Genomic DNA, 19,726 nt, shown 5'->3' on the forward strand with positions numbered 1-19,726 from the left:
GATCAAATGCTTTGCCATATCGCCGCCCGTTCCAGGATAGTCCTCACGCTCTGCTGAGTGACGTTTGAGAACCCTACTAACCCAATACGATGGGCCCACAATAACACCGAGGATGACGATCAACGCCAAAATCCAGATCACTATCCCACTCCTGCATTAGTCTATTGTTAAATCCGAGCCAACCATTTTTGCATAGATATTAGTCATGCCGAGCCTAGGCTGCTAGAATACGCGCCCTGTTTTACCCTGAGGGTTGGCCCCTTGAGTATCAATTTCATCGCCTCATCAAAACTGCCGACACCGTTTGGTATTTTCACCATGCACGGCTTCGAGGACACAGAAACAGGCAAGGAACACGTCGCTTTAAGTATGGGGGACATTGCCGATGGTAAGCCAGTTTTGGCCCGCGCGCACTCTGAGTGTCTGACCGGAGACGCATTGTTCAGCATGCGTTGCGATTGCGGCTACCAGCTAGAAGAAGCCCTACGCGCCGTTGCAGAAGCGGGACGAGGCGTCGTTTTATATTTACGCCAAGAAGGTCGTGGAATTGGATTATTAAACAAAATCCGCGCTTATCATTTACAAGATCAAGGCGCTGATACCGTAGAAGCTAACGAGCAACTAGGCTTTGGTGCCGATATGCGCGACTACAGCATGTGTCGCCCTATGCTTGAACACTTAGGTGTGAAAGGCATTCGTCTGATGACGAACAATCCGCGAAAGGTAAAAGCCTTGGCTGAAGCTGGAGCCCGCGTAGTCGAACGCGTGGCACTAGAAGTAGGACGCAATCCTCATAACGATAGCTACTTAAATACTAAGGCCAGCAAATTGGGCCACATGATGACCCATCAAGATGATGACCCTGAAGCGACTTAAATCATTATAGAGCTTACTATTGACCATCAAGACGCGGAATTCGCGTCTTTTTTTTGTGCTCGACGAACATGTAGCATAATCTGATGCCCTTCAAACTGGCGGCTTAACGTCGCTAACTTAGCAACATGGCGTTCGTTCAATTCGGTACCGGAGGGTAACAGTACCGCCCCCCCCGGACTGACCAAGTTGCCGGCTAATATCATGCCTACTTTAGCCTCGGTAATCGGAATACGTTCCATGTTCGGTACGACGCCACCATCAAAGCTATCGAGCACTTCAACAAAAACATCCACCAGCTCGCGATCGTAACGCTGCCCAGCCATTCGTACTAAGTAGGTTTTAGCATCCTCTTCCGTTAACGTTTCACCCAAGAAGTTGTGCTCTCGTTGCAACTCAACAAAGTCGCCAACAATTCTCAGTATTCGCGCTTCTTTCGGAATAGCATCGCCCGCTAAGCGGTCCGGAAAGCCTTTACCGTTATACAACTCCATATGCGAACGAATGATGTTAGCGGCATTTTGCAGTGGTTCAAGCAGCATAAGTGAGGTTTGGCCGTTAATCGTAAAACGACCATATTTAGTTTTTTCGGCGTTCGACATTTGCGAAATTGCCTTAGTGAGTACCGCATCAGCCAAACCTACCTTACCAATGTTTCTCAACAAGGCCGCGTAATATGTGTCGTCAACTCGTGATTCATCCAACTTGGCAGTAACGGCAAACGTTTTGGTCAAAAGCGCGATTTTTTCCGTACTACCACTTTCTTCACCATTGCGTGCTTCCATGATGCCCACCAAGATATGCACCATGGCATCAAACTCTTGGCGCAGGGTTTGATAAGCCTCTTGCAACTTAGCTTCAGCTTCACCAACCGCATTAGTGGCCCCTTGGAACTTCACTTGCAACTCTCGATTCAACCTTGCAAGTTCTTCATTCTGATCAACGATATGCGCACTTAAGCTCACATTCGCTGCCTTTAAATCGCGCGACTCTAGCGCTTCAACCACCATAGTGCGAAGCTGATCGTTTTCCCATGGCTTCGAAATATAACGATAAATATTCCCTTCATTTACGGCTTTAATCGCTGAATCCAAGTCGGAATATCCCGTCAGCAATACACGAATCATCTGCGGCCAAGTTTCAAAGCAGGTCTTGAGTAACTGTGCCCCGTTCATTCCCGGCATACGCATGTCAGAAATAATCATATCGAAGGAGCCGTTATTCAATTGCTCTATGGCTTCGTCACCACTATTGGCAACCACAACATCGAACTGGCGGTAGAAGAGACGCTTCAGCGCCTGCAGAACACCGGGCTCGTCATCGACCAATAACAGTCGCCCTTGCTTCTCATGGACCTGGTCCGGAGTTGTTTCAGTAAGCATTATGTATCCCCGTGATTCATAGGTAACACCACAGTGAAGCAGCTGCCATGGCCGACTTCGGTCGTCAGCTCGATGTCACCGTTATGTTCTTGTATTAGCTTGTAGCACAAAGCCAGCCCCATGCCGGTGCCTTGGTCATCTGGTTTTGTAGTAAAGAAGGGCTCAAATATTCGACTAGCCAACTCAGGGGTCATACCGGAACCGGTATCACTAACGCTGATTTTGAGCTGGTAATCGACAATTTCCTCACTCAAACGAATAATCCCTCCGTCATCACCTAACGCTTGAATGGCATTAACGAGTAAATTCATCACCACTTGGGCTATCTGAGAAGGACTACATACAATCGGCGGACATTCGATAAGGTTGATATCTAAGGTGGTATTCGAATTAATGCGACTACGGGCGATGTTGATGACACTATTCAAATCGCTATTCACGTCACAAATACGTTTCTCAGAACTGCTGTGGCGACTCAGTTTTTTCATATCTCTAACAATCTGATCAACACGAATAATACCGTCTATACAGTCCTGTAATCGCTGCGGCGCCAACATACATGTATCTTGAATTTGCAGGCGTTGATACGCCACCAGCAGCTCTTGATAAAACGACGAGTGAATATCTAGGTGGTCGGAAGCATGATCAATAATTTGAATAAATTCAGTAAGGGCCGCTAGGTCCTCCCGTAACCCATCTAAATTACTTTCTATATAGGCTATGGGGTTATAGATTTCATGCGTAATGCCAGCCGCCATTTCGCCCAAACTGGCTAAACGATCAGCGGATTGCATATGCTCTGAAGCTCGCTCTAGTTGCGTCGTTAGGCCCTCTTCTCGGTGAAGGCTCATGTCCAGCGCCTCCTCTGCACGCTGACGGCGATAGGCGAACATCAATAACATCGCCATAACCAAACCGCTTATGAGTGCTAATAATAAAGGAACAAAGGGGTTATAAAACGACTGACGAATATTAGTAGCTTCAAAACTGATCGCTAACTCGGGAAATAAAAAGTCGTTAAAGACTTCCATTGTAGGCCGGGGAATAGTCCCCTCAATTGACTTGCTAATGCGATACTGAACATCGTGAAACCCCATGTCAGCAAGTAAGCCTGTTATCCATGCATCCACCGATATACGTACGCCCATACGCATATCTTCATCAGTAATATCGAATAGCAGATTAGTGCTGGCAGTTTCAACTTTTGGTGGCAGAATTTCACCATCAAGCTCTGCCAAATTGAGTTTGACTTGCCAATCTGAATGCTGCCTAAGCGTCTTAGCCTGCGGAGCGGTAACGATGTAAGGTCCGAGTGAGGATCGACCTCCAGCAAGCGGCTGTAAGTTACTAGCAGTATCGCTCAAGCTTGGATACAGGGTGGCATGAACATCATTTAACATGCCGTAATATTCCCGCAAAGCGCGAATATATACTCGCTCAAGCACTTGTCGAGCAACGCCCTGAGCCCGTGTCTGCTCCATGTAACTACCCGTTAGGTAGACACAGGCACTCACGCCCATAGACAAAATAATAATCACGAGAAGTTGTCGTTGTGGCACCTGCTCCTCCAACGGATTGACCTGCTTTTAAGTAAAGCAGGGTTTCCAGAATGTGCAGGGAGTCTAGCGGGGGTTATGCCTGACTTACGAGACGCTGACGCACAGCTTTAAGAATTCCAGCTTGATCCAAACCACAATCACGCCACTGCCGAGAAGGCGTATCGTGCTCAATGTAATGATCTGGAATACCCAATGTCAGGGCATGACATAAGATATTAGACGCACTAATACACTCTAATACGGCGCTGCCCGCACCGCCCATAATGGCATTTTCTTCTAAAGTGACGATAAGTTCATGGCTTTTCGCCATTTCTCTAACGAGTGCTTCATCTAAGGGCTTAACAAAACGCATATCAACCACAGTCGCGTCTAAGATCTCAGCCACTTTCATTGCTTCTAATAGCGGTGCGCCAAAGGCCAATAAAGCCACTCGCGAGCCGCTGTCGGCACCGCAAGTACGACGCACAATACCCTTACCAAGTTCGAGTAATTCCATATTGGCTCGAGTTACAATGCCGGCACCCGATCCTCGTGGATAACGCACTGCCGCAGGGCCGATATGCTGGTAACCGGTGTAAAGCATATTACGACACTCGGCTTCATCTGACGGTGTCATAATGACAATATTAGGAATACAACGCATATAACTAAGGTCGTATGCGCCATGATGCGTTGGACCGTCTTCACCTACCAATCCAGCCCGATCAATCGCAAACAGTACATCGAGATTTTGCAACGCCACGTCATGAATTAGCTGATCATAACCGCGTTGTAAGAAGGTGGAATAAATAGCCACCACAGGCTTGCTGCCCTCGCAGGCCAACCCTGCGGCGAGCGTAACTGCGTGTTGCTCAGCAATAGCGACATCAAAATAACGATCAGGATATTCGTGCGAGAAACGCACCATGTCCGAGCCTTCACACATAGCTGGAGTGATCGCCATCAAACGTTCATCGGCCGCAGCCATATCACACAACCATTCACCGAATATATTCGAGTACGTCGGTTGTTTAACTTCAGGAGGCTTGGCCGCGATGGGCTTCAAGGCGTGATATTTAATCGGATCTTTTTCCGCGGGCTCAAACCCTCGGCCTTTACGCGTCACTATGTGTAAAAAACGCGGTCCTGATAGTTTTTTCAGATTTTCGAGCGTATTAATCAGCTCATTAAGATCGTGCCCATCAATCGGGCCGTAATAATTAAATCCTAACTCTTCAAACAGAGTGCCGGGGGCAACCATGCCCTTCATGTGCTCTTCGGTTTTACGGGCAAATTCCCAAGCCGCTGGAATCTTTTCCAACACTTTTTTACTGCTACTGCGCATAGCTGAATACGTACGACTGGACCAAATACGGGTAAAGTATTTATTCAAAGCACCAACGTTATTTGAAATCGACATATCATTGTCGTTCAAGATAACCAGCATATCGGCTTTCTCATGACCTGCATGATTCAAAGCCTCAAAAGCCATGCCCGCAGTAATAGCACCGTCACCAATAATAGCAACCGCTTCACGTTGTTGCTTTTGCGCTCTAAACGCTAGGGCCATTCCCAGCGCTGCACTAATGGATGTGCTTGAGTGACCGACACCGAAAGTATCGTAGGGGCTTTCTGAACGCAGCGGGAATGCAGCAGGACCTTCAGCGGTGCGAATCGTTGGCATCTGTTCGCGACGCCCGGTCAATATTTTATGCGGATAGGCTTGGTGACCTACATCCCAAACCAATTTATCCGAAGGCGTATCAAAAACATGATGCAATGCAACGGTAAGCTCGACCACCCCTAGGCCTGCAGCAAAATGCCCGCCGGATTGGCCAACGCTATACAACAGGAACTCACGCAACTCGAGGCAAACCTGAGGTAACAGAGAGGCATCCAATGCACGCAAATCTGCAGGAGAATCAATTTGATCCAACAGAGGCGTTACGGGACGGGTACTGGGAATCTCGGTAAACATCAAAACAGCTGCGACATCCGGGTATTGGGGGGCTTTTGGCTAGGTCTTAGAATGACTTACAAATGCCACCGATGAAAAGGCTGCCATTCTAACGACTGTTGCCGCCAATGAGTAGCGCGAATAACAGGCTCTTACGACTGAAATTCGCCTTTCTCAGCATAATATGGCCAACAAACTAAACCATAGCTCAAACATAGCCGATAAGCTTAGTGCTTACGCTCCACAATGTAATTGGCCAAGGTGGCTAGTATTTGAGTATCACCAGGAAGACAGGTGAGGGCTTTGTGCGCCTCTGCAATCAGCTCTGCGGCTTTGGCACGCGCCCCCTCCAGTCCAAGCAAAGCAGGATACGTCGGTTTATTGAGCGCAATGTCGGCGCCTTGGGTTTTTCCTAATGTAACAGTGTCGCTTTCAATATCTAAAATGTCATCCTGTACCTGAAAGGCTAATCCGATCGCCTCGGCGTAGCGCACTAAGGCATCACAGTGCTCCTTGGATAAGCTGGTGCTAACGCAAGACGCTCCCATTAAAACTGCAGCACGAATTAGGGCACCTGTTTTATGTCGATGCATACTCTCTAAAGCATCTAAGGTCATGGGTTTACCCACATGACCAAGATCAATGCTCTGACCCGCTACCATGCCAGCTGCGCCAGCAGCTTGAGACAAGATACGAATCAACTGCAAACGCTGAGCATCAGACTGCAATGGCGCATTGGCCAATAATTCGAACGCTCCTGTTAACAAAGCATCGCCAGCCAAAATAGCGGTAGCTTCATCAAAGGCGATGTGACAAGTCGGTTTGCCGCGTCGCAAATCATCATTATCCATCGCGGGTAAATCGTCGTGCACAAGGCTATAACTATGAATCATTTCAATAGCAACCGCGGCTACGTCAGCTTGCTCTGGTGAACCACCGAGCGCCTCTGCAGTGGCGTAAACAAGGAACGGACGGACGCGCTTACCACCATTCATGACGCCATAGCGCATCGCATCCGCCAATCGCGGATCACTGCTATTCAGCTTCGTGAGTTGTTGTTCAAAACAGACAGCTAATCGCTCTTGGATCTGGTCTAGCTTCATCCCCGTTCATCACCTGTCACGAAAGGTTGCCCCACACTCTGGCCACTTTGCTCAATCAACAATTGTACGCGCTGCTCTGCCGCCGCTAACGATTGCTGGCACTGGCGTGTGAGATTGACACCCTGCTCAAAGGCTTTAAGAGAGTCTTCAAGACTCAATTCACCACTCTCCATATGATTCACTAGCTGCTCTAGTTCTGTTAGTGCAGATTCAAATTCGAATTCGGCTTTTACGTCGGTCATATCAATTGCCTTTCATAATTGCGGCCACACTAAACCCAAGGCTGACCATGGTCAACTAGAGAGGATGCGAGAAACAGAAAACAATTTTATCACTTTAGACAGGAAGAAAACGCCTCATTGTCTACACTCAGTTACAAAGAAATGCATTTATCTTATCGCATGTGCAAGGAGTAACAGTGGATCTCGCATCATTAGTTGGCGTCCTCGGGGCCTTTGGTATCGTTATTATGGCGATGATACTAGGGGGCGATATATCCATGTTCGTTAACGTCCCTTCGATACTTATCGTGGTTGTCGGAAGTATGTTTGCCGTACTAATGAAATTCGAACTCGGTCAGTTTCTAGGAGCCTTCAAAATAGCTGGCAAGGCATTTGCGTTTAAATTAGTAAAACCAGAAGCGTTGATCGGTGAAATCGTCGAGATGGCCGGACTTGCGCGTAAAGGCGGTTTGCTTTCTCTGGAAGGGAAAGAAGTTAGCGACGAATTTTTAGGCAAAGGCATCCAGCTGCTCGTGGATGGCCACGACCCCGACGTGGTGCGCACATTACTCAGCAAAGAAATGAAACTCGCCAGCGAGCGTCACGACACCGGCATCACTATTTTTAAGGCTATGGGCGACGTGGGTCCGGCGATGGGAATGATCGGTACTTTGATTGGTCTAGTAGCCATGCTAGCCAACATGGATGATCCAAAATCCATTGGCCCGGCAATGGCTGTAGCACTGCTGACAACCCTATACGGGGCCATGATGGCCACCATGTTGATGCTACCCATTGCCGATAAATTAACGCTGCGTAAAGCTGAAGAAGACACGCTCAAATCCATGATTATTGACGCCCTTTTAGCCATCCAAAGCGGTCAAAATCCACGGGTTATTGAATCCATGCTGCAAGCCTACATTCAAGAAGGCAAGCGCGCGACGGCGGATGATTAATCACTATGGCTGCTGAAGAAGAACAAGAATGTCCACCGTGCCCTGCTGGCATTCCAGCATGGGTAATGACATTTGCGGATCTCATGTCACTGCTGATGTGCTTTTTCGTACTTTTGCTTTCATTCTCAGAAATGGACGCGCTTAAATTCAAGCGCTTAGCTGGTGAACTCAGAGATGCCTTTGGCGTGCAAACACTCGTTAACGTTAGTGACCCGCCAAAAGGAACGAGCATTATTGCGCGCCATTTTAGCCCATCCATTCCAGAGCCGACGCCGATTAACGAAGTACGGCAGAAAACTAGCGATATCACTAAGAGTTCGCTTGAGGTGTTATGCCAAGACGAGATCACCCAACAGGAATCTCGTCAGGGCGACCAAGGCATGCTGACCCGTGAAGTGGTCGTGCCGAGCACAGATAGCGAAGCAGAAACGAAAAAAAGTGAAGCTCAGGCGATGGAGATAGCCGCTAAATTAGAAGAGGAAATTGCACAAGGGCAAGTTGAAATTGAAACAGTCGGGAAAAAAATCATTATTCGAATTCAACAGAAGGACACCTTCCGTTCTGGCTCGGATTATATTGAGGATCGCTTCTTACCCGTAATCGATAAAATACGGGAAGTGCTGGTAACGATTCCTGGGCGTATATCGGTAGAGGGACACACGGATGATATCCCATTAAAAGGAGGGCGTTTCCGCTCTAACTGGGCCCTATCCTCAGCACGCGCAACGGCTTTTGCTGAGGAGCTATTTATTGCTCCTGAAATGGACGAAAGTCGCTTTCAGGTGGTTGGTCATGCGGACAAACAGCCGTTAGTTGCCAACACCGATGATGCGTCTCGCGCCCGAAACAGACGAGTAGAAATTATTATTCTACGCACACAAGAAAATGATGATGATGACACACCGGAAATACCGACTAATCAACGCGACATCAAAGATGCTGTAAATGCTCAGCCGGAAGATTTTGAATTAGATCCAAACGAAATTTTTTGACAAAAAACTCTGACGTGACATCGTTTTTATCAGAGTAATGACACTCTTTAGGAGAGATATCGTGGAAGAGAGACGCCGCTATTTTCGCTTAGATGACGAAGTTATTTTAGACTTCGAAACCATTACCCATGAAGAAGCTCATGAATGGAAAGTTAAGCACGTTCAGCAGCAAAGCGAACTGGCCGAACTAGAGAGAGATATCAGTTCATTATTGGCGCAAATGCAATCACAAAATCCAGCAGTAACCAAAGTGTTGGATTTATTTAATCGCAAGGTGAACTTACTTGCATCTCCATTGGGTAATCGAGGTAATGACAAAGAAATTAGCCAAACCGAAATACGTACTAGAGTAAATCTTAGCGCTTGTGGTATGGCTTTTCATAGTAAAGAACCAATGGCTGAAAACGAAAACTTACGCGTACAAATGCAGCTAAAACCATCCAACGCACCAGTGTCGCTAATAGGAACGGTTGTTGGTGTAGAAGCATCTGACAATATCGATGCTCCCTACCTTGTACGGGTAAACTTTGAAGGCTTACGAGAAGCCGAACAGGAGTTGCTAATTCATCATTTATTTCAGTTGCAGTCACGCGCTCTGCGCGAACGCAACCAAGCCCAAAACGACGCTTAGCAAGCTCAATAACACTATGTTGTCTTGGGGCCGCGTCAGTTTCTGGTATGATGCGGCCTTTCTCTTTTGACGAGTCTCGACCATGCCAGGACCCCGTGTTTATTCCGAGCACCTTCTTAGCATTGCCCATAAATTCCCACTTGATGATCAAGCTGCCATTCATCTAATACGAGTTCTGCGCTTGGCCGAGGGCGATCCGATTCGCGTCTTTAATGGCGACGGCCATGAATACAATGCGACCCTGTGCCAAGTCAGCAAAAAATCAGCCTATTTTCATGTTTCGGCTATTGAGCGCAGCGACGCTCGAATGCCCTTATCGTTACACTTAGGACAAGTCGTGTCGAAAGGTGATCGCATGGATTTCACCATTCAAAAAGCAACCGAATTAGGGGTTAGCGACATTACTCCACTATGGAGTGAACGCTGCGATGTGCGCTTGAAAGGCGAAAGGTTAGACAAAAAAGTGGAGCATTGGCAGCGGATTGCTATTTCTGCCTGCGAACAAAGTGGCCGCAATCGCATTCCCACTATTCATGAACCAGTAAATCTTAACCAGTGGTTAGCGGCAGTCGACTGCGAGAGAAAATTATTACTACATCCACATAACCAGCAACCGTTAACGGCGGACAAAATGCCGAATAGTGTTGCGTTACTCGTCGGACCGGAAGGCGGTTTTAGTGATGATGAAGTAACTTTCAGCGCAAAGAATGGATTTGATGGTCTACTACTTGGGCCGCGAATTCTACGTACAGAAACCGCAGCCCTGACCGCACTTAGTGTTTTACAGTATGTCTGGGGCGATTTTCGTTAACCGATAAATATTACCTTAAAGATGCAGCCAATAACTTAATCGTTATTGGCATTAACACTGACTAATCTCATCTGCTGCCAATCCCAATAAGACGACAACAAGTAAATACCAATAAACAACGTCGCCCACCATTCAATAATACGCTTGCCATTACTGATCTCAACACCAACAGTAACACCCGCAAAGCTAATAAACATAACCCAAAGAATCAGCATCACAACACCTTTTAAGCGGAATGACGGCACGCTAAATCCACGACGATAAGCACGAATAATCAAGATGAAATTAATCGTTAGCGCCAACAACATTCCTTGGAAAAATAGATTAGCGCCACGCACGTGTACAAACCAATTCGTATCGGCTTTCTCTGGGAGCAGCACCGCTGTGCCCGCTAATAGGCCAACCGCAGCCAGAACACCGAAAAAATGCATTGTATTAAGTGCAGCACTATTAGAAACAGGTGCGAGCCAAGTTCGCATTACTTGCCACCAAACAACAAAAAACGCGCAAGCTGCGATCATTCCACCACGAAAAATAAAACCGGCATCGCCCTTCATTCCGGTATGCGTAATATCCGTACAGCCATCAATAAATGGATTACAAAACTCAGCGGTACCTTGAGCGACACCTACATAATACGTCACTGCGATGGTCCCCATAGACAACACAAATGACGCCAAAGCAATAAATTGACCGAATGACATAACGACCTCCAAAAACATTGGTCGTATCATAACACCAGCCTGCTAAAGAGCTGTATGGTGAATTTAATTCGAGTCCGTTACGCATACGTTACCACGCTGGAACTTGGCCTGTTATCATGGCGGCAACAACCAATAGGCAATGATCATGGCCAAGAAAAAAACAGCATACGTCTGCACTGAGTGCGGATCAGATCACAGCAAATGGCAAGGCCAATGTACCGACTGTGGCCAATGGAATACTTTGCAAGAATTCGTCGTCTCTAGCAGCAAAGCACCCACGCGCGATGCGCGCTTCGAAGGTTATGCCGGAGATACTTCTAGTCAAGGCGTACAGAGACTGGCCGATATCAATTTAAACGAAGTGCCACGTTTCACCAGTGGCATGGCCGAATTTGATCGCGTTCTCGGTGGTGGCCTAGTACCTGGATCAGCCATTTTGATTGGCGGCCATCCTGGCGCTGGGAAATCCACGCTACTACTGCAAACCTTATGCAATCTCGCGGCTCATATGCCGGTGTTGTATGTGACCGGTGAAGAAAGCTTGCAACAAGTTGCCATACGCGCACAGCGTTTAGGTTTGCCTCTTAATGATTTACAAATTCTCAGCGAAACAAATGTCGAACGATTAACGCAATTACTACAGCAGCATAAGCCTAAAATTGTTGTGATCGATTCGATTCAAGTTATGCATGTCGAAGGCATAGAGTCAGCGCCGGGTAGCGTGTCGCAAGTACGCGAGAGCGCGGCTTATTTAACCCGCTTTGCCAAGCAAACAGGCACCGTTCTATTGCTGGTAGGTCACGTTACTAAAGACGGCACACTGGCTGGACCAAAAGTACTAGAGCATATGATCGACTGCTCAATTATGCTGGAAGGTTCTGGTGATAGTCGTTACCGAGTTCTACGTGCCATCAAAAACCGTTTCGGCGCCATCAATGAACTTGGCGTGTTCGCCATGTTGGATACCGGATTAAAAGAAGTTAAGAATCCTAGTTCGATTTTCCTAAGTCGCAGCGACGAGCCTGCGGCAGGTAGCGTTGTTATGGTGATCTGGGAAGGCACTCGTCCGCTCTTGGTTGAGATTCAGGCATTGGTGGATGACAGCCATTTTGGTAACCCCAAACGGGTCGCCGTCGGTCTTGATCAAAATCGTTTGAATTTATTGCTCGCGGTATTACACCGTCATGGCGGCATTCATCTTGGTGATCAGGATGTTTATATCAATGTCGTGGGCGGGGTAAAAGTATCTGAAACGGGCGCCGACTTAGCACTATTATTGGCAGCACTCTCAAGCTTCCGTAATCAACCTCTAGAGCAAGGTTTAATTGTTTTTGGCGAGGTAGGTTTGTCGGGAGAAATACGGCCAGTTCCATCAGGGCAGGAGCGTATAAAAGAAGCCGCAAAACATGGTTTTACTCGTGCCATTGTTCCGAAGGCAAACGCCCCAAGAGCGCCTATCCCGGGAATGGAAGTCATCGCTGTAGACAAACTACAAGAAGCAATCGAGCGGCTTTAAACCACTCGATTAATCATTGGCTCGCTGGCGTTCTGCATTTTCGCGAACGCTAGGGTTTTGAGTGCTAGCAATGGTCGGCCGATGCCGATGCAAGGCGGCTTTACCTAACATGTAAGCCGATACCGGAGCGGTAATAAATAAAAATAAACTGATAACCAACTCGTGCACTCGCAACTCGCCGTCGATAGCACTAAACCAAATAACCGACGCTAATAAAGTCGCACCAATACCTAAAGTGGTCGATTTAGTAGGGCCATGTAAACGCGTGAAAAAATCTGGTAACTTCACCAGAGCTACAGACCCGACCAACATAAATACACCGCCAATAAGAATCAGCAGTGCAACGAGAGCTTCTAACCAAAGGGCACCAGTCATTTCCATATTCATCTACTACCTATTCAATAATATCGCCACGTAATAAATACTTGGATAAAGCCGCGGTACTAACAAAGCCCAGCATGGCAATTAATAAAGCACCTTCATAATACATGGCAGAACCATGATGCAGCCCTAATAAAATAATTAAGGCGATGCTATTAATATACAGCGTGTCCAGAGCTAAAATACGATCCGTCATATCCGGACCTTTAAATAACCGCCACAAACATAAAACCAAGGCAATACATACCAAAACAGACGCTATCAAAATGGCAATTTTTAACATGCAAAAATCTCCTGCAGTGGCTGCTCATATCGACGCCTAATAAAATCGACTAAATCATCGGCGTTTTCTAAATGTAGGGCATGTACATATAACCACCGTCTATCTTCCGAAAATTCAACGCTCACAGTACCCGGCGTTAAAGAAATAGTGCTCGCCAATAGAGTCATCTGAAATGGATCCGTACTCTGTAAAGGATAAGCAACCCAACCCGGCTTGAGGGTACTATTGGGCGCTAGCACCCGCTGCGCCACATCGATGTTAGCAACGACGATATCCCAGAGCAAACGCTGGATGTAACGCACTGCCTTCCATGGATGACGAATTGGCGGGTGTCCACTAACATAGCGATGGGTCAACAGTGGAATAAATACTGCTAAAATACTGCCCAAAATAAAATGTCCAAACGACCAACCATTGAGTAATAGCCAAACAATCAAGAGTAACAAGCTATGCCAAGGCATAGGCAATAGACGTTTCATATTACTTATTCCCTACACTGATATCGCGTAACTGCACACCTTGATGTAACCACTCGGAAGCCAACATAGACCATTCCGTTAATGGCCCTGCGAACACAACAAGCAGTGGTGCACTCAATGCCAATATTGAAATACCTACAATCTGGCTGGGGTGAGCGACTTTATTGTCATTTTCTGAAGGTAGCCCTTGAGTACGCCAAAACAAGGTTGTCCCAGCACGCGACAATGCAATCAAAGTAACTAAACCCGAGATCAATATCGCTGGCCAAACTCGCCAGATATAACCGTTTTCTGCAGCAGCTTGCATGATAAACACTTTGCCGACAAACCCGGAAAACGGCGGCAACCCCACCAATGCCATCGCAATAACCGCAAAAAGAATGCCGAGTAAACGAGGTTGCAATATAGGTCGAGCACGCACAAAACGGTCACCCGCTTGACCGCGCTGAGTTTGAATTAATCCGGCCAGCAGAAATAACGCTGCCGAGAGCAAGGTACTGTGCAAGGTATAATAAATACCCGCAGCCGTTGATTTTACATCAGACATAGCAACGGTAAGCAACAAGGTGCCAACAGATACCGCAATTAAATTCGCAGCAAGCCAACGCAATGACTTACTCGCTAAAATACCAACCGAACCAACAACAACGGTCAGTATCGCCATCGGCCACAGCCAGTTCATACCTAGTAAACTTAACTCGCCAGCATCGTCACCAAACACCGCAGTATGAAAACGCCACATACTATAGACGCCAACCTTAGTCATAATTGCGAACAATGCAGCAACGGGAACGGACGTTGCGGCATAGGTATTAGGCAACCAAAAATGCATCGGCAGTAACGCAGCTTTAATACCAAAAACCACCAGCAATAGTAGCCCACCCGCTCGCGCTAGTGGCAATATATCCGTCGGCAAACTACCGACTTTGGCCGCCATATCCGGTAAATTCAGAGTTCCAAATACCCGATACAGTATCGCTAATGCAATTAAAAAGAAGGCCGAGCCAATCAGGTTGTAGAGCACATAATGTAAGGCGGCTTGAGTGCGCTGACGACCACCACCATGAATTAACAGAGAATAGGAAGCGATCAATAATATTTCGAAAAATACGAATAAATTAAATACATCTGCAGTTAAAAATGCACCGTTAATACCCAGTAACTGAAATAAGAACAATGGATGGAAAAAACGGCCAGCTTGATCATCCCCTGCAGCCGCATACAAGGAAACACCAAGCGCTAGGACAGAAGTGAGTACGAGCATCATCGCCGCTAATGGATCAGCGAGAAGCAATATGCCAAACGGTGGACGCCAATCGCCTAATGCATAAGGTAATGGACCAAACAACAAACTATCGTGCAACAGCCAGCCGCTCGCGACTAGAGTTAGAAGCAAGGTAATCAGTGCGATTTGGCGCTGGGCAACAGTACGTTCATTAAAAAATGGAAACATCAGCACAACAGCGCCAATAAATGGCAACAGTATCGGCAATATAGGTAGATGCATCATGAGTTAGCCCTTTTGTCTGCCGACACGGTCTTATCGCCTAACACATCTCCAGGTATTGCCTTACCGTCGACCTGATCGTTACCTAGGTCGGCACGAGCTCGTATCGCTAAAATCAGCGCAAAAGCGGTCATTGCAAAGCCAATTACGATGGCCGTGAGTACCAAAGCTTGGGGTAAGGGGTCGGCGTATGTACCGCCGTCATTTAAAATAGCGGCGCTGTTTAATCTGAGGCCACCACTGGCAAACAAGAATAAATTTACCGCGTATGACAATAAGGTTAGACCTAATACAATGGTAAACGTGTGCCCTCGCAATAGCAGAAAAACAGAGCAAGTCACCATAACACCAACCGCAATGGCATAAATAAGCTCCATTACAAACGCCCTCCTTTTACCGGACTTCTTACCGGTCTATCGCTTGTCGTCAACTTACCCAAGTTAGCTAGTATTGATAGCGTCGCGCCGATCACGGTTAAGTACACTCCTAAATCAAACACCATAGCACTGGCCAGTTCGAACTTACCCACCCCCGGAAGTGAGAAATAATCAAACCAAGATGTTAAAAATGGTCGTTCAAAAACCCAGCTTCCAACACCAGACAAACAGGCAATAAGGAGTCCCGTGCCGATAAACCACTGAAAATTCAAGTCGCCACGATCTCGCATCCAACCGACACCATGGGCGATATATTGTTGGATTAACGCTATCGCTGTAATTAATCCCGCGATAAAACCACCACCCGGTAGGTTATGTCCGCGTAAGAAAATATACGCCGAAACCAGCAAAGCTAATGGCAATAAACTTTGTGAAATCTGGGCAAGCATTAGTGGGTTTTTCTCGCTCGCCCATGGGCGACCATCACTATCCGTGGCGGGTACAAATAAACGAATACCTGCTAACAGTTTATAAATACCCAAAGCAGCAATGCCTAACACGGTAATTTCACCGAACGTATCGAAACCGCGGAAGTCAACCAAGATAACGTTAACAATATTCGTACCGCCACCACCGGTCTTGCTATTAGCGACGAAGAAATCGCTGATAGAGGTCATTGGATGAGTCAACATGGCGTAACACAAAGTTCCAACAAATGCGCCAGCTAATGTGGCGATCACTAAATCCCGTACCACTCGGGGGGGTGACAAATGTAAATGGGCAATTTTCTGCGGTAAAAAATAGAGCGCTAATAAAAAGAGAATAATCGTGGCCACTTCCACCGACAACTGAGTCAGCGCCAAGTCGGGAGCGGAGAACCAAGCAAATGCTATGGATACGACCAAACCGACAATAGATATCATCACCAGTGACAATAAGCGACGATGACTTACCAGCGTAGTCGCAATCGAACCGATAATTATAAGACCAGCACCAATAACTATCACTGGGTCGACCTGAGTTTGCGGTAAGGTTCCCGCAGCCTCTGGCATATTCAACAAAGGAACCCCCATTGCAAATAAAGCAGCAACGACCAACCACATGGCATAACGCTGAAACGACCCATTGTCGATCCATGAATGCACCAACTGCGCTTTAATGACTAGCCATTGAATAGCGTTTTCAAATACGCGTTTCGCATCCACTTGGGCGAACTGACTTTGAAAAGCAAACAAATGGCGACGCTGATAATACAACGCCATACCACCAGCAACGGCAATAACGCTCATCAGCAAGGGAATATTGAACCCATGCCAGATCGACAAGCTAAAGTATGGGACACCATTAGGCATTAAGGCATGGCCAACAGACAATAACAGGTCACCAACAATGAACTGTGGGAAAATTCCCACGAGCAAACATAGCAACACTAAAATTTCGACCGGCACCCGCATATAACGCGGTGGTTCATGCGGCGTCTTCGGTAAATTAATGGGCTCCCCATTAAAGAAGACGTCATGAATAAAGCGCAACGAGTAAGCGACAGCGAGCGCTCCACCAATGACGACCAAGATTGGAATCAACCAAGACATTGAACCTAATGTTTCTTGATGCAATGCCTCGGTGAAAAGCATTTCTTTGGATAAAAAACCATTCAATAGAGGAACCCCCGCCATAGAGGATGCCGCCACCATAGCCAACGTCGCGGTATACGGCATATATTTGAACAAGCCATTCAGCCTACGCATATCGCGCGAGCCTGATTCGTGATCAATAATACCCGCAGCCATGAATAGCGACGCTTTAAAAACAGCGTGGTTAATAATGTGAAACACAGCCGCTATTGCAGCAAGATCTGTATCTAAACCGAATAACAGCGTAATTAAGCCAAGATGACTAATGGTGGAATAGGCGAGTAGCCCTTTTAAATCATGTTTGAAAAGCGCCGAATATGCGCCAACCAATAAAGTCGCCAAGCCCACCATACTCACAATTCCAAACCAAAGTTCGGTATGTGAAAGTACAGGATAAAAACGCGCCAGTAAGAAAACACCGGCTTTCACCATAGTAGCCGAATGCAAGTACGCCGAAACTGGGGTCGGGGCCGACATAGCGTGCGGCAACCAAAAATGAAACGGGAACTGCGCCGATTTGGTAAACGCACCAAGCAAAACGAGTATGACAATCGCCGGATAGAGTGCACTGTCACGCAGCGTATCTCCACTTGCCAACACCGCTTGTAAATCATAGGTGCCAACTACTTGACCAATCAATAACAAACCAGCAAGTAGCGCCAATCCACCAGCACCGGTAACGGTCAACGCCATGCGCGCACCTTTGCGAGCGTCACTTTTATCAGACCAAAAGCTGATCAATAAAAATGAACTGACACTGGTAAGCTCCCAAAAAAACCACAATTGAATTAAGTTAGCGGACAACACAACGCCAAGCATGGCGCTCATAAAAAGAATAAGGCTGGAGTAAAATCGACCGACATTGTCCGTTGGCGATAAATAGTAGCGAGCGTATAAAATGACGAGTAAACCGATACCTAAAATCAGCAAACAAAAAAGTAATCCTAAACCGTCCATAAAAAAGGATATTGATAATCCTAAAACAGGAACCCATTCATAGTGCACGGATGGCAACTGTTGAGCCATTACACCAGGAATAAGACTGATAACAATCATGAGCGCGAAAGCCGGTAATAAAGCAGTCGACCACGCACACACATTGCGACTCATCTTTCCGGTTAACAATGGCACCAGTGCTCCCAACAAGGGCAATAATGGAACCCATAGCAAATTCATCGTGTATCGTTCTCCGTAATTGGTCACTTACCTTACGTTATTTCAGCTAACACCTGCAAAATGTATTCAATACCCATGACAACTATCAGGGTAAAAAAAAACCCTGCAGAACAGGGCTTTTTGATTATCCGTGGTAAGCCGGACTTAACTCAACTACTGCCTCTACAAAGGCCTTAGCATGGTCAGGATCGACAAACTGATGAATACCATGGCCTAGGTTGAAGACATGACCACTGCCCTGTCCGTAACTATCAAGGATACGCTTTACTTCGGTACGAATCGTCGCTGGTGAAGCGTACAAAACCGAAGGGTCCATATTGCCCTGCAATGCCACGCGATCACCCACACGACTGCGAGCAGAACCAATATCCGTTGTCCAATCTAAGCCTAGTGCATCAGCGCCGGTATCCGCCATTAATTCTAGCCACTGACCACCACCTTTGGTGAACAAAATCACCGGGATCTTTTGACCATCGTGTTCACGAATCAAACCGGCAACAATTTGCTGCATGTACTTTAACGAAAACTCGCGGTAAGCGACATCACTCAGGCTGCCACCCCAGGTATCAAAAATCTGTACCGCTTGAGCACCGGCTTTAATTTGAGCATTCAAATAATCAATAACAGACTTTGCTAATACATCTAACAGCTGATGCATAACTTCCGGAGTATCGTACATCATGGCTTTAACGTGACGGAAGTCTTTAGACGATCCGCCTTCCACCATATAAGTTGCCAACGTCCACGGACTGCCGGAAAAACCAATCAAAGGGACTCGGCCATTCAATTCGCGACGAATGGTTTTAACCGCTTTCAAAACGTAATTCAGATCGGATTCAGTATTCACAACGTTTAAACTTTGCACATCCGCTTCAGTGCGAATGATTTTTTTAAAACATGGGCCTTCACCCGTTTCAAAATACAAACCTAAACCCATAGCATCGGGAATCGTGAGAATGTCTGAGAACAGAATCGCAGCGTCCAATGGGAAGCGCTCTAACGGCTGGATCGTTACTTCACACGCCAAATCAGGATTCATACACAAAGACATGAAATCGCCAGCCTGAGCACGCGTAGCCTTATATTCTGGTAAGTAGCGACCGGCTTGACGCATCATCCAGATAGGCGTGCGATCTACAGGCTCGCGCAACAAGGCTTTAAGAAAACGATCATTTTTTAGCTCAGACATGGCAAACTCGGCGCTC

At 46.9% G+C, this 19,726-nt stretch carries 19 protein-coding genes; 6 read left to right on the forward strand and 13 right to left on the reverse strand.

All coding sequences use genetic code 11. The features are described 5' to 3' along the window. Window positions 1-261: 261 nt before the first annotated feature. A complete protein-coding gene (ribA, locus tag UXZ23_RS05325) occupies window positions 262-876 on the forward strand; it encodes a GTP cyclohydrolase II (protein ID WP_320819593.1) in 615 nt (204 codons plus the stop codon). Between the two features lie 26 nt (window positions 877-902). Here the strand turns inward: ribA and UXZ23_RS05330 are convergent, their stop codons facing one another. The 5 genes from UXZ23_RS05330 to UXZ23_RS05350 form a co-directional block, all read right to left on the reverse strand. Continuing rightward, on the reverse strand, window positions 903-2,255 hold the full coding sequence (locus UXZ23_RS05330; protein WP_320819594.1) for an HD domain-containing phosphohydrolase: 1,353 nt from the start codon (window positions 2,253-2,255) through the stop codon (window positions 903-905). Continuing rightward, the gene (locus tag UXZ23_RS05335) at window positions 2,255-3,814 is read right to left on the reverse strand and encodes a sensor histidine kinase (RefSeq protein ID WP_320819595.1); all 1,560 of its coding nucleotides are present in this window, start codon (window positions 3,812-3,814) and stop codon (window positions 2,255-2,257) included. The genes UXZ23_RS05330 and UXZ23_RS05335 overlap by 1 nt, the downstream gene beginning before the upstream one ends. A 73-nt stretch (window positions 3,815-3,887) precedes the next feature. Next, entirely contained in the window at window positions 3,888-5,771 is a 1,884-nt protein-coding gene (gene dxs, locus UXZ23_RS05340) for a 1-deoxy-D-xylulose-5-phosphate synthase (RefSeq protein ID WP_320819596.1), read from the reverse strand. A 206-nt stretch (window positions 5,772-5,977) separates the two neighbouring features. Continuing rightward, entirely contained in the window at window positions 5,978-6,853 is an 876-nt protein-coding gene (gene ispA, locus UXZ23_RS05345; RefSeq protein WP_320819597.1) for a (2E,6E)-farnesyl diphosphate synthase, read from the reverse strand. Continuing rightward, window positions 6,850-7,095, reverse strand: coding sequence for an exodeoxyribonuclease VII small subunit (locus UXZ23_RS05350; protein WP_320819598.1), 246 nt, complete (start codon window positions 7,093-7,095; stop codon window positions 6,850-6,852). The genes ispA and UXZ23_RS05350 overlap by 4 nt, the downstream gene beginning before the upstream one ends. 176 nt (window positions 7,096-7,271) lie before the next feature. On the opposite strand from UXZ23_RS05350, the gene pomA reads away from it, so the two are divergent. The 4 genes from pomA (at window position 7,272) to UXZ23_RS05370 (ending at window position 10,464) form a co-directional block, all read left to right on the forward strand. Continuing rightward, window positions 7,272-8,030: a flagellar motor protein PomA gene (gene pomA / locus UXZ23_RS05355; RefSeq protein ID WP_320819599.1), complete on the forward strand. Its 759-nt coding sequence runs from the start codon at window positions 7,272-7,274 to the stop codon at window positions 8,028-8,030. Between the two features lie 5 nt (window positions 8,031-8,035). Further along, window positions 8,036-9,022 carry a flagellar motor protein MotB gene (locus tag UXZ23_RS05360; RefSeq protein ID WP_320819600.1) on the forward strand — a complete coding sequence of 329 codons (987 nt, stop codon included), beginning with the start codon at window positions 8,036-8,038 and terminating at the stop codon, window positions 9,020-9,022. A 61-nt stretch (window positions 9,023-9,083) separates the two neighbouring features. Next, complete coding sequence (locus UXZ23_RS05365) at window positions 9,084-9,653, forward strand: PilZ domain-containing protein (protein ID WP_320819601.1); 570 nt, start codon at window positions 9,084-9,086, stop codon at window positions 9,651-9,653. Window positions 9,654-9,735: 82 nt separating this feature from the next. Further along, entirely contained in the window at window positions 9,736-10,464 is a 729-nt protein-coding gene (locus tag UXZ23_RS05370; protein ID WP_320819602.1) for a 16S rRNA (uracil(1498)-N(3))-methyltransferase, read from the forward strand. A 35-nt stretch (window positions 10,465-10,499) separates the two neighbouring features. Here the strand turns inward: UXZ23_RS05370 and UXZ23_RS05375 are convergent, their stop codons facing one another. Beyond that, window positions 10,500-11,168: a hypothetical protein gene (locus UXZ23_RS05375; protein ID WP_320819603.1), complete on the reverse strand. Its 669-nt coding sequence runs from the start codon at window positions 11,166-11,168 to the stop codon at window positions 10,500-10,502. A gap of 145 nt (window positions 11,169-11,313) precedes the next feature. On the opposite strand from UXZ23_RS05375, the gene radA reads away from it, so the two are divergent. Then, complete coding sequence (gene radA, locus UXZ23_RS05380) at window positions 11,314-12,684, forward strand: DNA repair protein RadA (RefSeq protein WP_320819604.1); 1,371 nt, start codon at window positions 11,314-11,316, stop codon at window positions 12,682-12,684. 9 nt (window positions 12,685-12,693) lie between these two features. Here the strand turns inward: radA and UXZ23_RS05385 are convergent, their stop codons facing one another. From UXZ23_RS05385 to hemE, 7 genes are all read right to left on the reverse strand, one after another. After that, window positions 12,694-13,071 (reverse strand): Na+/H+ antiporter subunit G, encoded by a 378-nt coding sequence (locus UXZ23_RS05385; protein WP_320819605.1) that lies wholly within the window; start codon window positions 13,069-13,071, stop codon window positions 12,694-12,696. Window positions 13,072-13,078: 7 nt separating this feature from the next. After that, the gene (locus UXZ23_RS05390; protein ID WP_320819606.1) at window positions 13,079-13,348 is read right to left on the reverse strand and encodes a K+/H+ antiporter subunit F; all 270 of its coding nucleotides are present in this window, start codon (window positions 13,346-13,348) and stop codon (window positions 13,079-13,081) included. Then, window positions 13,342-13,827 carry a Na+/H+ antiporter subunit E gene (locus UXZ23_RS05395; protein WP_320819607.1) on the reverse strand — a complete coding sequence of 162 codons (486 nt, stop codon included), beginning with the start codon at window positions 13,825-13,827 and terminating at the stop codon, window positions 13,342-13,344. Before UXZ23_RS05395 ends, UXZ23_RS05390 begins: the two co-directional genes overlap by 7 nt. Before the next feature lies 1 nt (window position 13,828). Continuing rightward, complete coding sequence (locus UXZ23_RS05400) at window positions 13,829-15,337, reverse strand: monovalent cation/H+ antiporter subunit D (RefSeq protein ID WP_320819608.1); 1,509 nt, start codon at window positions 15,335-15,337, stop codon at window positions 13,829-13,831. Beyond that, window positions 15,334-15,711: a Na+/H+ antiporter subunit C gene (locus tag UXZ23_RS05405; RefSeq protein WP_320819609.1), complete on the reverse strand. Its 378-nt coding sequence runs from the start codon at window positions 15,709-15,711 to the stop codon at window positions 15,334-15,336. Before UXZ23_RS05405 ends, UXZ23_RS05400 begins: the two co-directional genes overlap by 4 nt. Continuing rightward, window positions 15,711-18,521, reverse strand: a complete 2,811-nt coding sequence (locus tag UXZ23_RS05410) for a monovalent cation/H+ antiporter subunit A (protein WP_320819610.1) — start codon at window positions 18,519-18,521, stop codon at window positions 15,711-15,713. The genes UXZ23_RS05405 and UXZ23_RS05410 overlap by 1 nt, the downstream gene beginning before the upstream one ends. Window positions 18,522-18,645: 124 nt before the next feature. Next, complete coding sequence (gene hemE / locus UXZ23_RS05415; protein ID WP_320819611.1) at window positions 18,646-19,710, reverse strand: uroporphyrinogen decarboxylase; 1,065 nt, start codon at window positions 19,708-19,710, stop codon at window positions 18,646-18,648. Between the last annotated feature and the right edge of the window lie 16 nt (window positions 19,711-19,726).

This window comes from Thalassolituus sp. (assembly GCF_034111725.1).
Classification (GTDB): domain Bacteria; phylum Pseudomonadota; class Gammaproteobacteria; order Pseudomonadales; family Oceanobacteraceae; genus Thalassolituus.

Coding starts and splice junctions, on each gene's coding strand:
- UXZ23_RS05330 (WP_320819594.1), bottom strand. CDS start 2,255: ATGCTTACTGAAACAACTCCGGACCAGGTCCATGAGAAGCAAGGGCGA.
- dxs (WP_320819596.1), bottom strand. CDS start 5,771: ATGTTTACCGAGATTCCCAGTACCCGTCCCGTAACGCCTCTGTTGGAT.
- ispA (WP_320819597.1), bottom strand. CDS start 6,853: ATGAAGCTAGACCAGATCCAAGAGCGATTAGCTGTCTGTTTTGAACAA.
- UXZ23_RS05350 (WP_320819598.1), bottom strand. CDS start 7,095: ATGACCGACGTAAAAGCCGAATTCGAATTTGAATCTGCACTAACAGAA.
- UXZ23_RS05360 (WP_320819600.1), top strand. CDS start 8,036: ATGGCTGCTGAAGAAGAACAAGAATGTCCACCGTGCCCTGCTGGCATT.
- UXZ23_RS05370 (WP_320819602.1), top strand. CDS start 9,736: ATGCCAGGACCCCGTGTTTATTCCGAGCACCTTCTTAGCATTGCCCAT.
- UXZ23_RS05375 (WP_320819603.1), bottom strand. CDS start 11,168: ATGTCATTCGGTCAATTTATTGCTTTGGCGTCATTTGTGTTGTCTATG.
- radA (WP_320819604.1), top strand. CDS start 11,314: ATGGCCAAGAAAAAAACAGCATACGTCTGCACTGAGTGCGGATCAGAT.
- UXZ23_RS05385 (WP_320819605.1), bottom strand. CDS start 13,071: ATGAATATGGAAATGACTGGTGCCCTTTGGTTAGAAGCTCTCGTTGCA.
- UXZ23_RS05390 (WP_320819606.1), bottom strand. CDS start 13,348: ATGTTAAAAATTGCCATTTTGATAGCGTCTGTTTTGGTATGTATTGCC.
- UXZ23_RS05395 (WP_320819607.1), bottom strand. CDS start 13,827: ATGAAACGTCTATTGCCTATGCCTTGGCATAGCTTGTTACTCTTGATT.
- UXZ23_RS05400 (WP_320819608.1), bottom strand. CDS start 15,337: ATGATGCATCTACCTATATTGCCGATACTGTTGCCATTTATTGGCGCT.
- UXZ23_RS05405 (WP_320819609.1), bottom strand. CDS start 15,711: ATGGAGCTTATTTATGCCATTGCGGTTGGTGTTATGGTGACTTGCTCT.
- UXZ23_RS05410 (WP_320819610.1), bottom strand. CDS start 18,521: ATGAATTTGCTATGGGTTCCATTATTGCCCTTGTTGGGAGCACTGGTG.
- hemE (WP_320819611.1), bottom strand. CDS start 19,710: ATGTCTGAGCTAAAAAATGATCGTTTTCTTAAAGCCTTGTTGCGCGAG.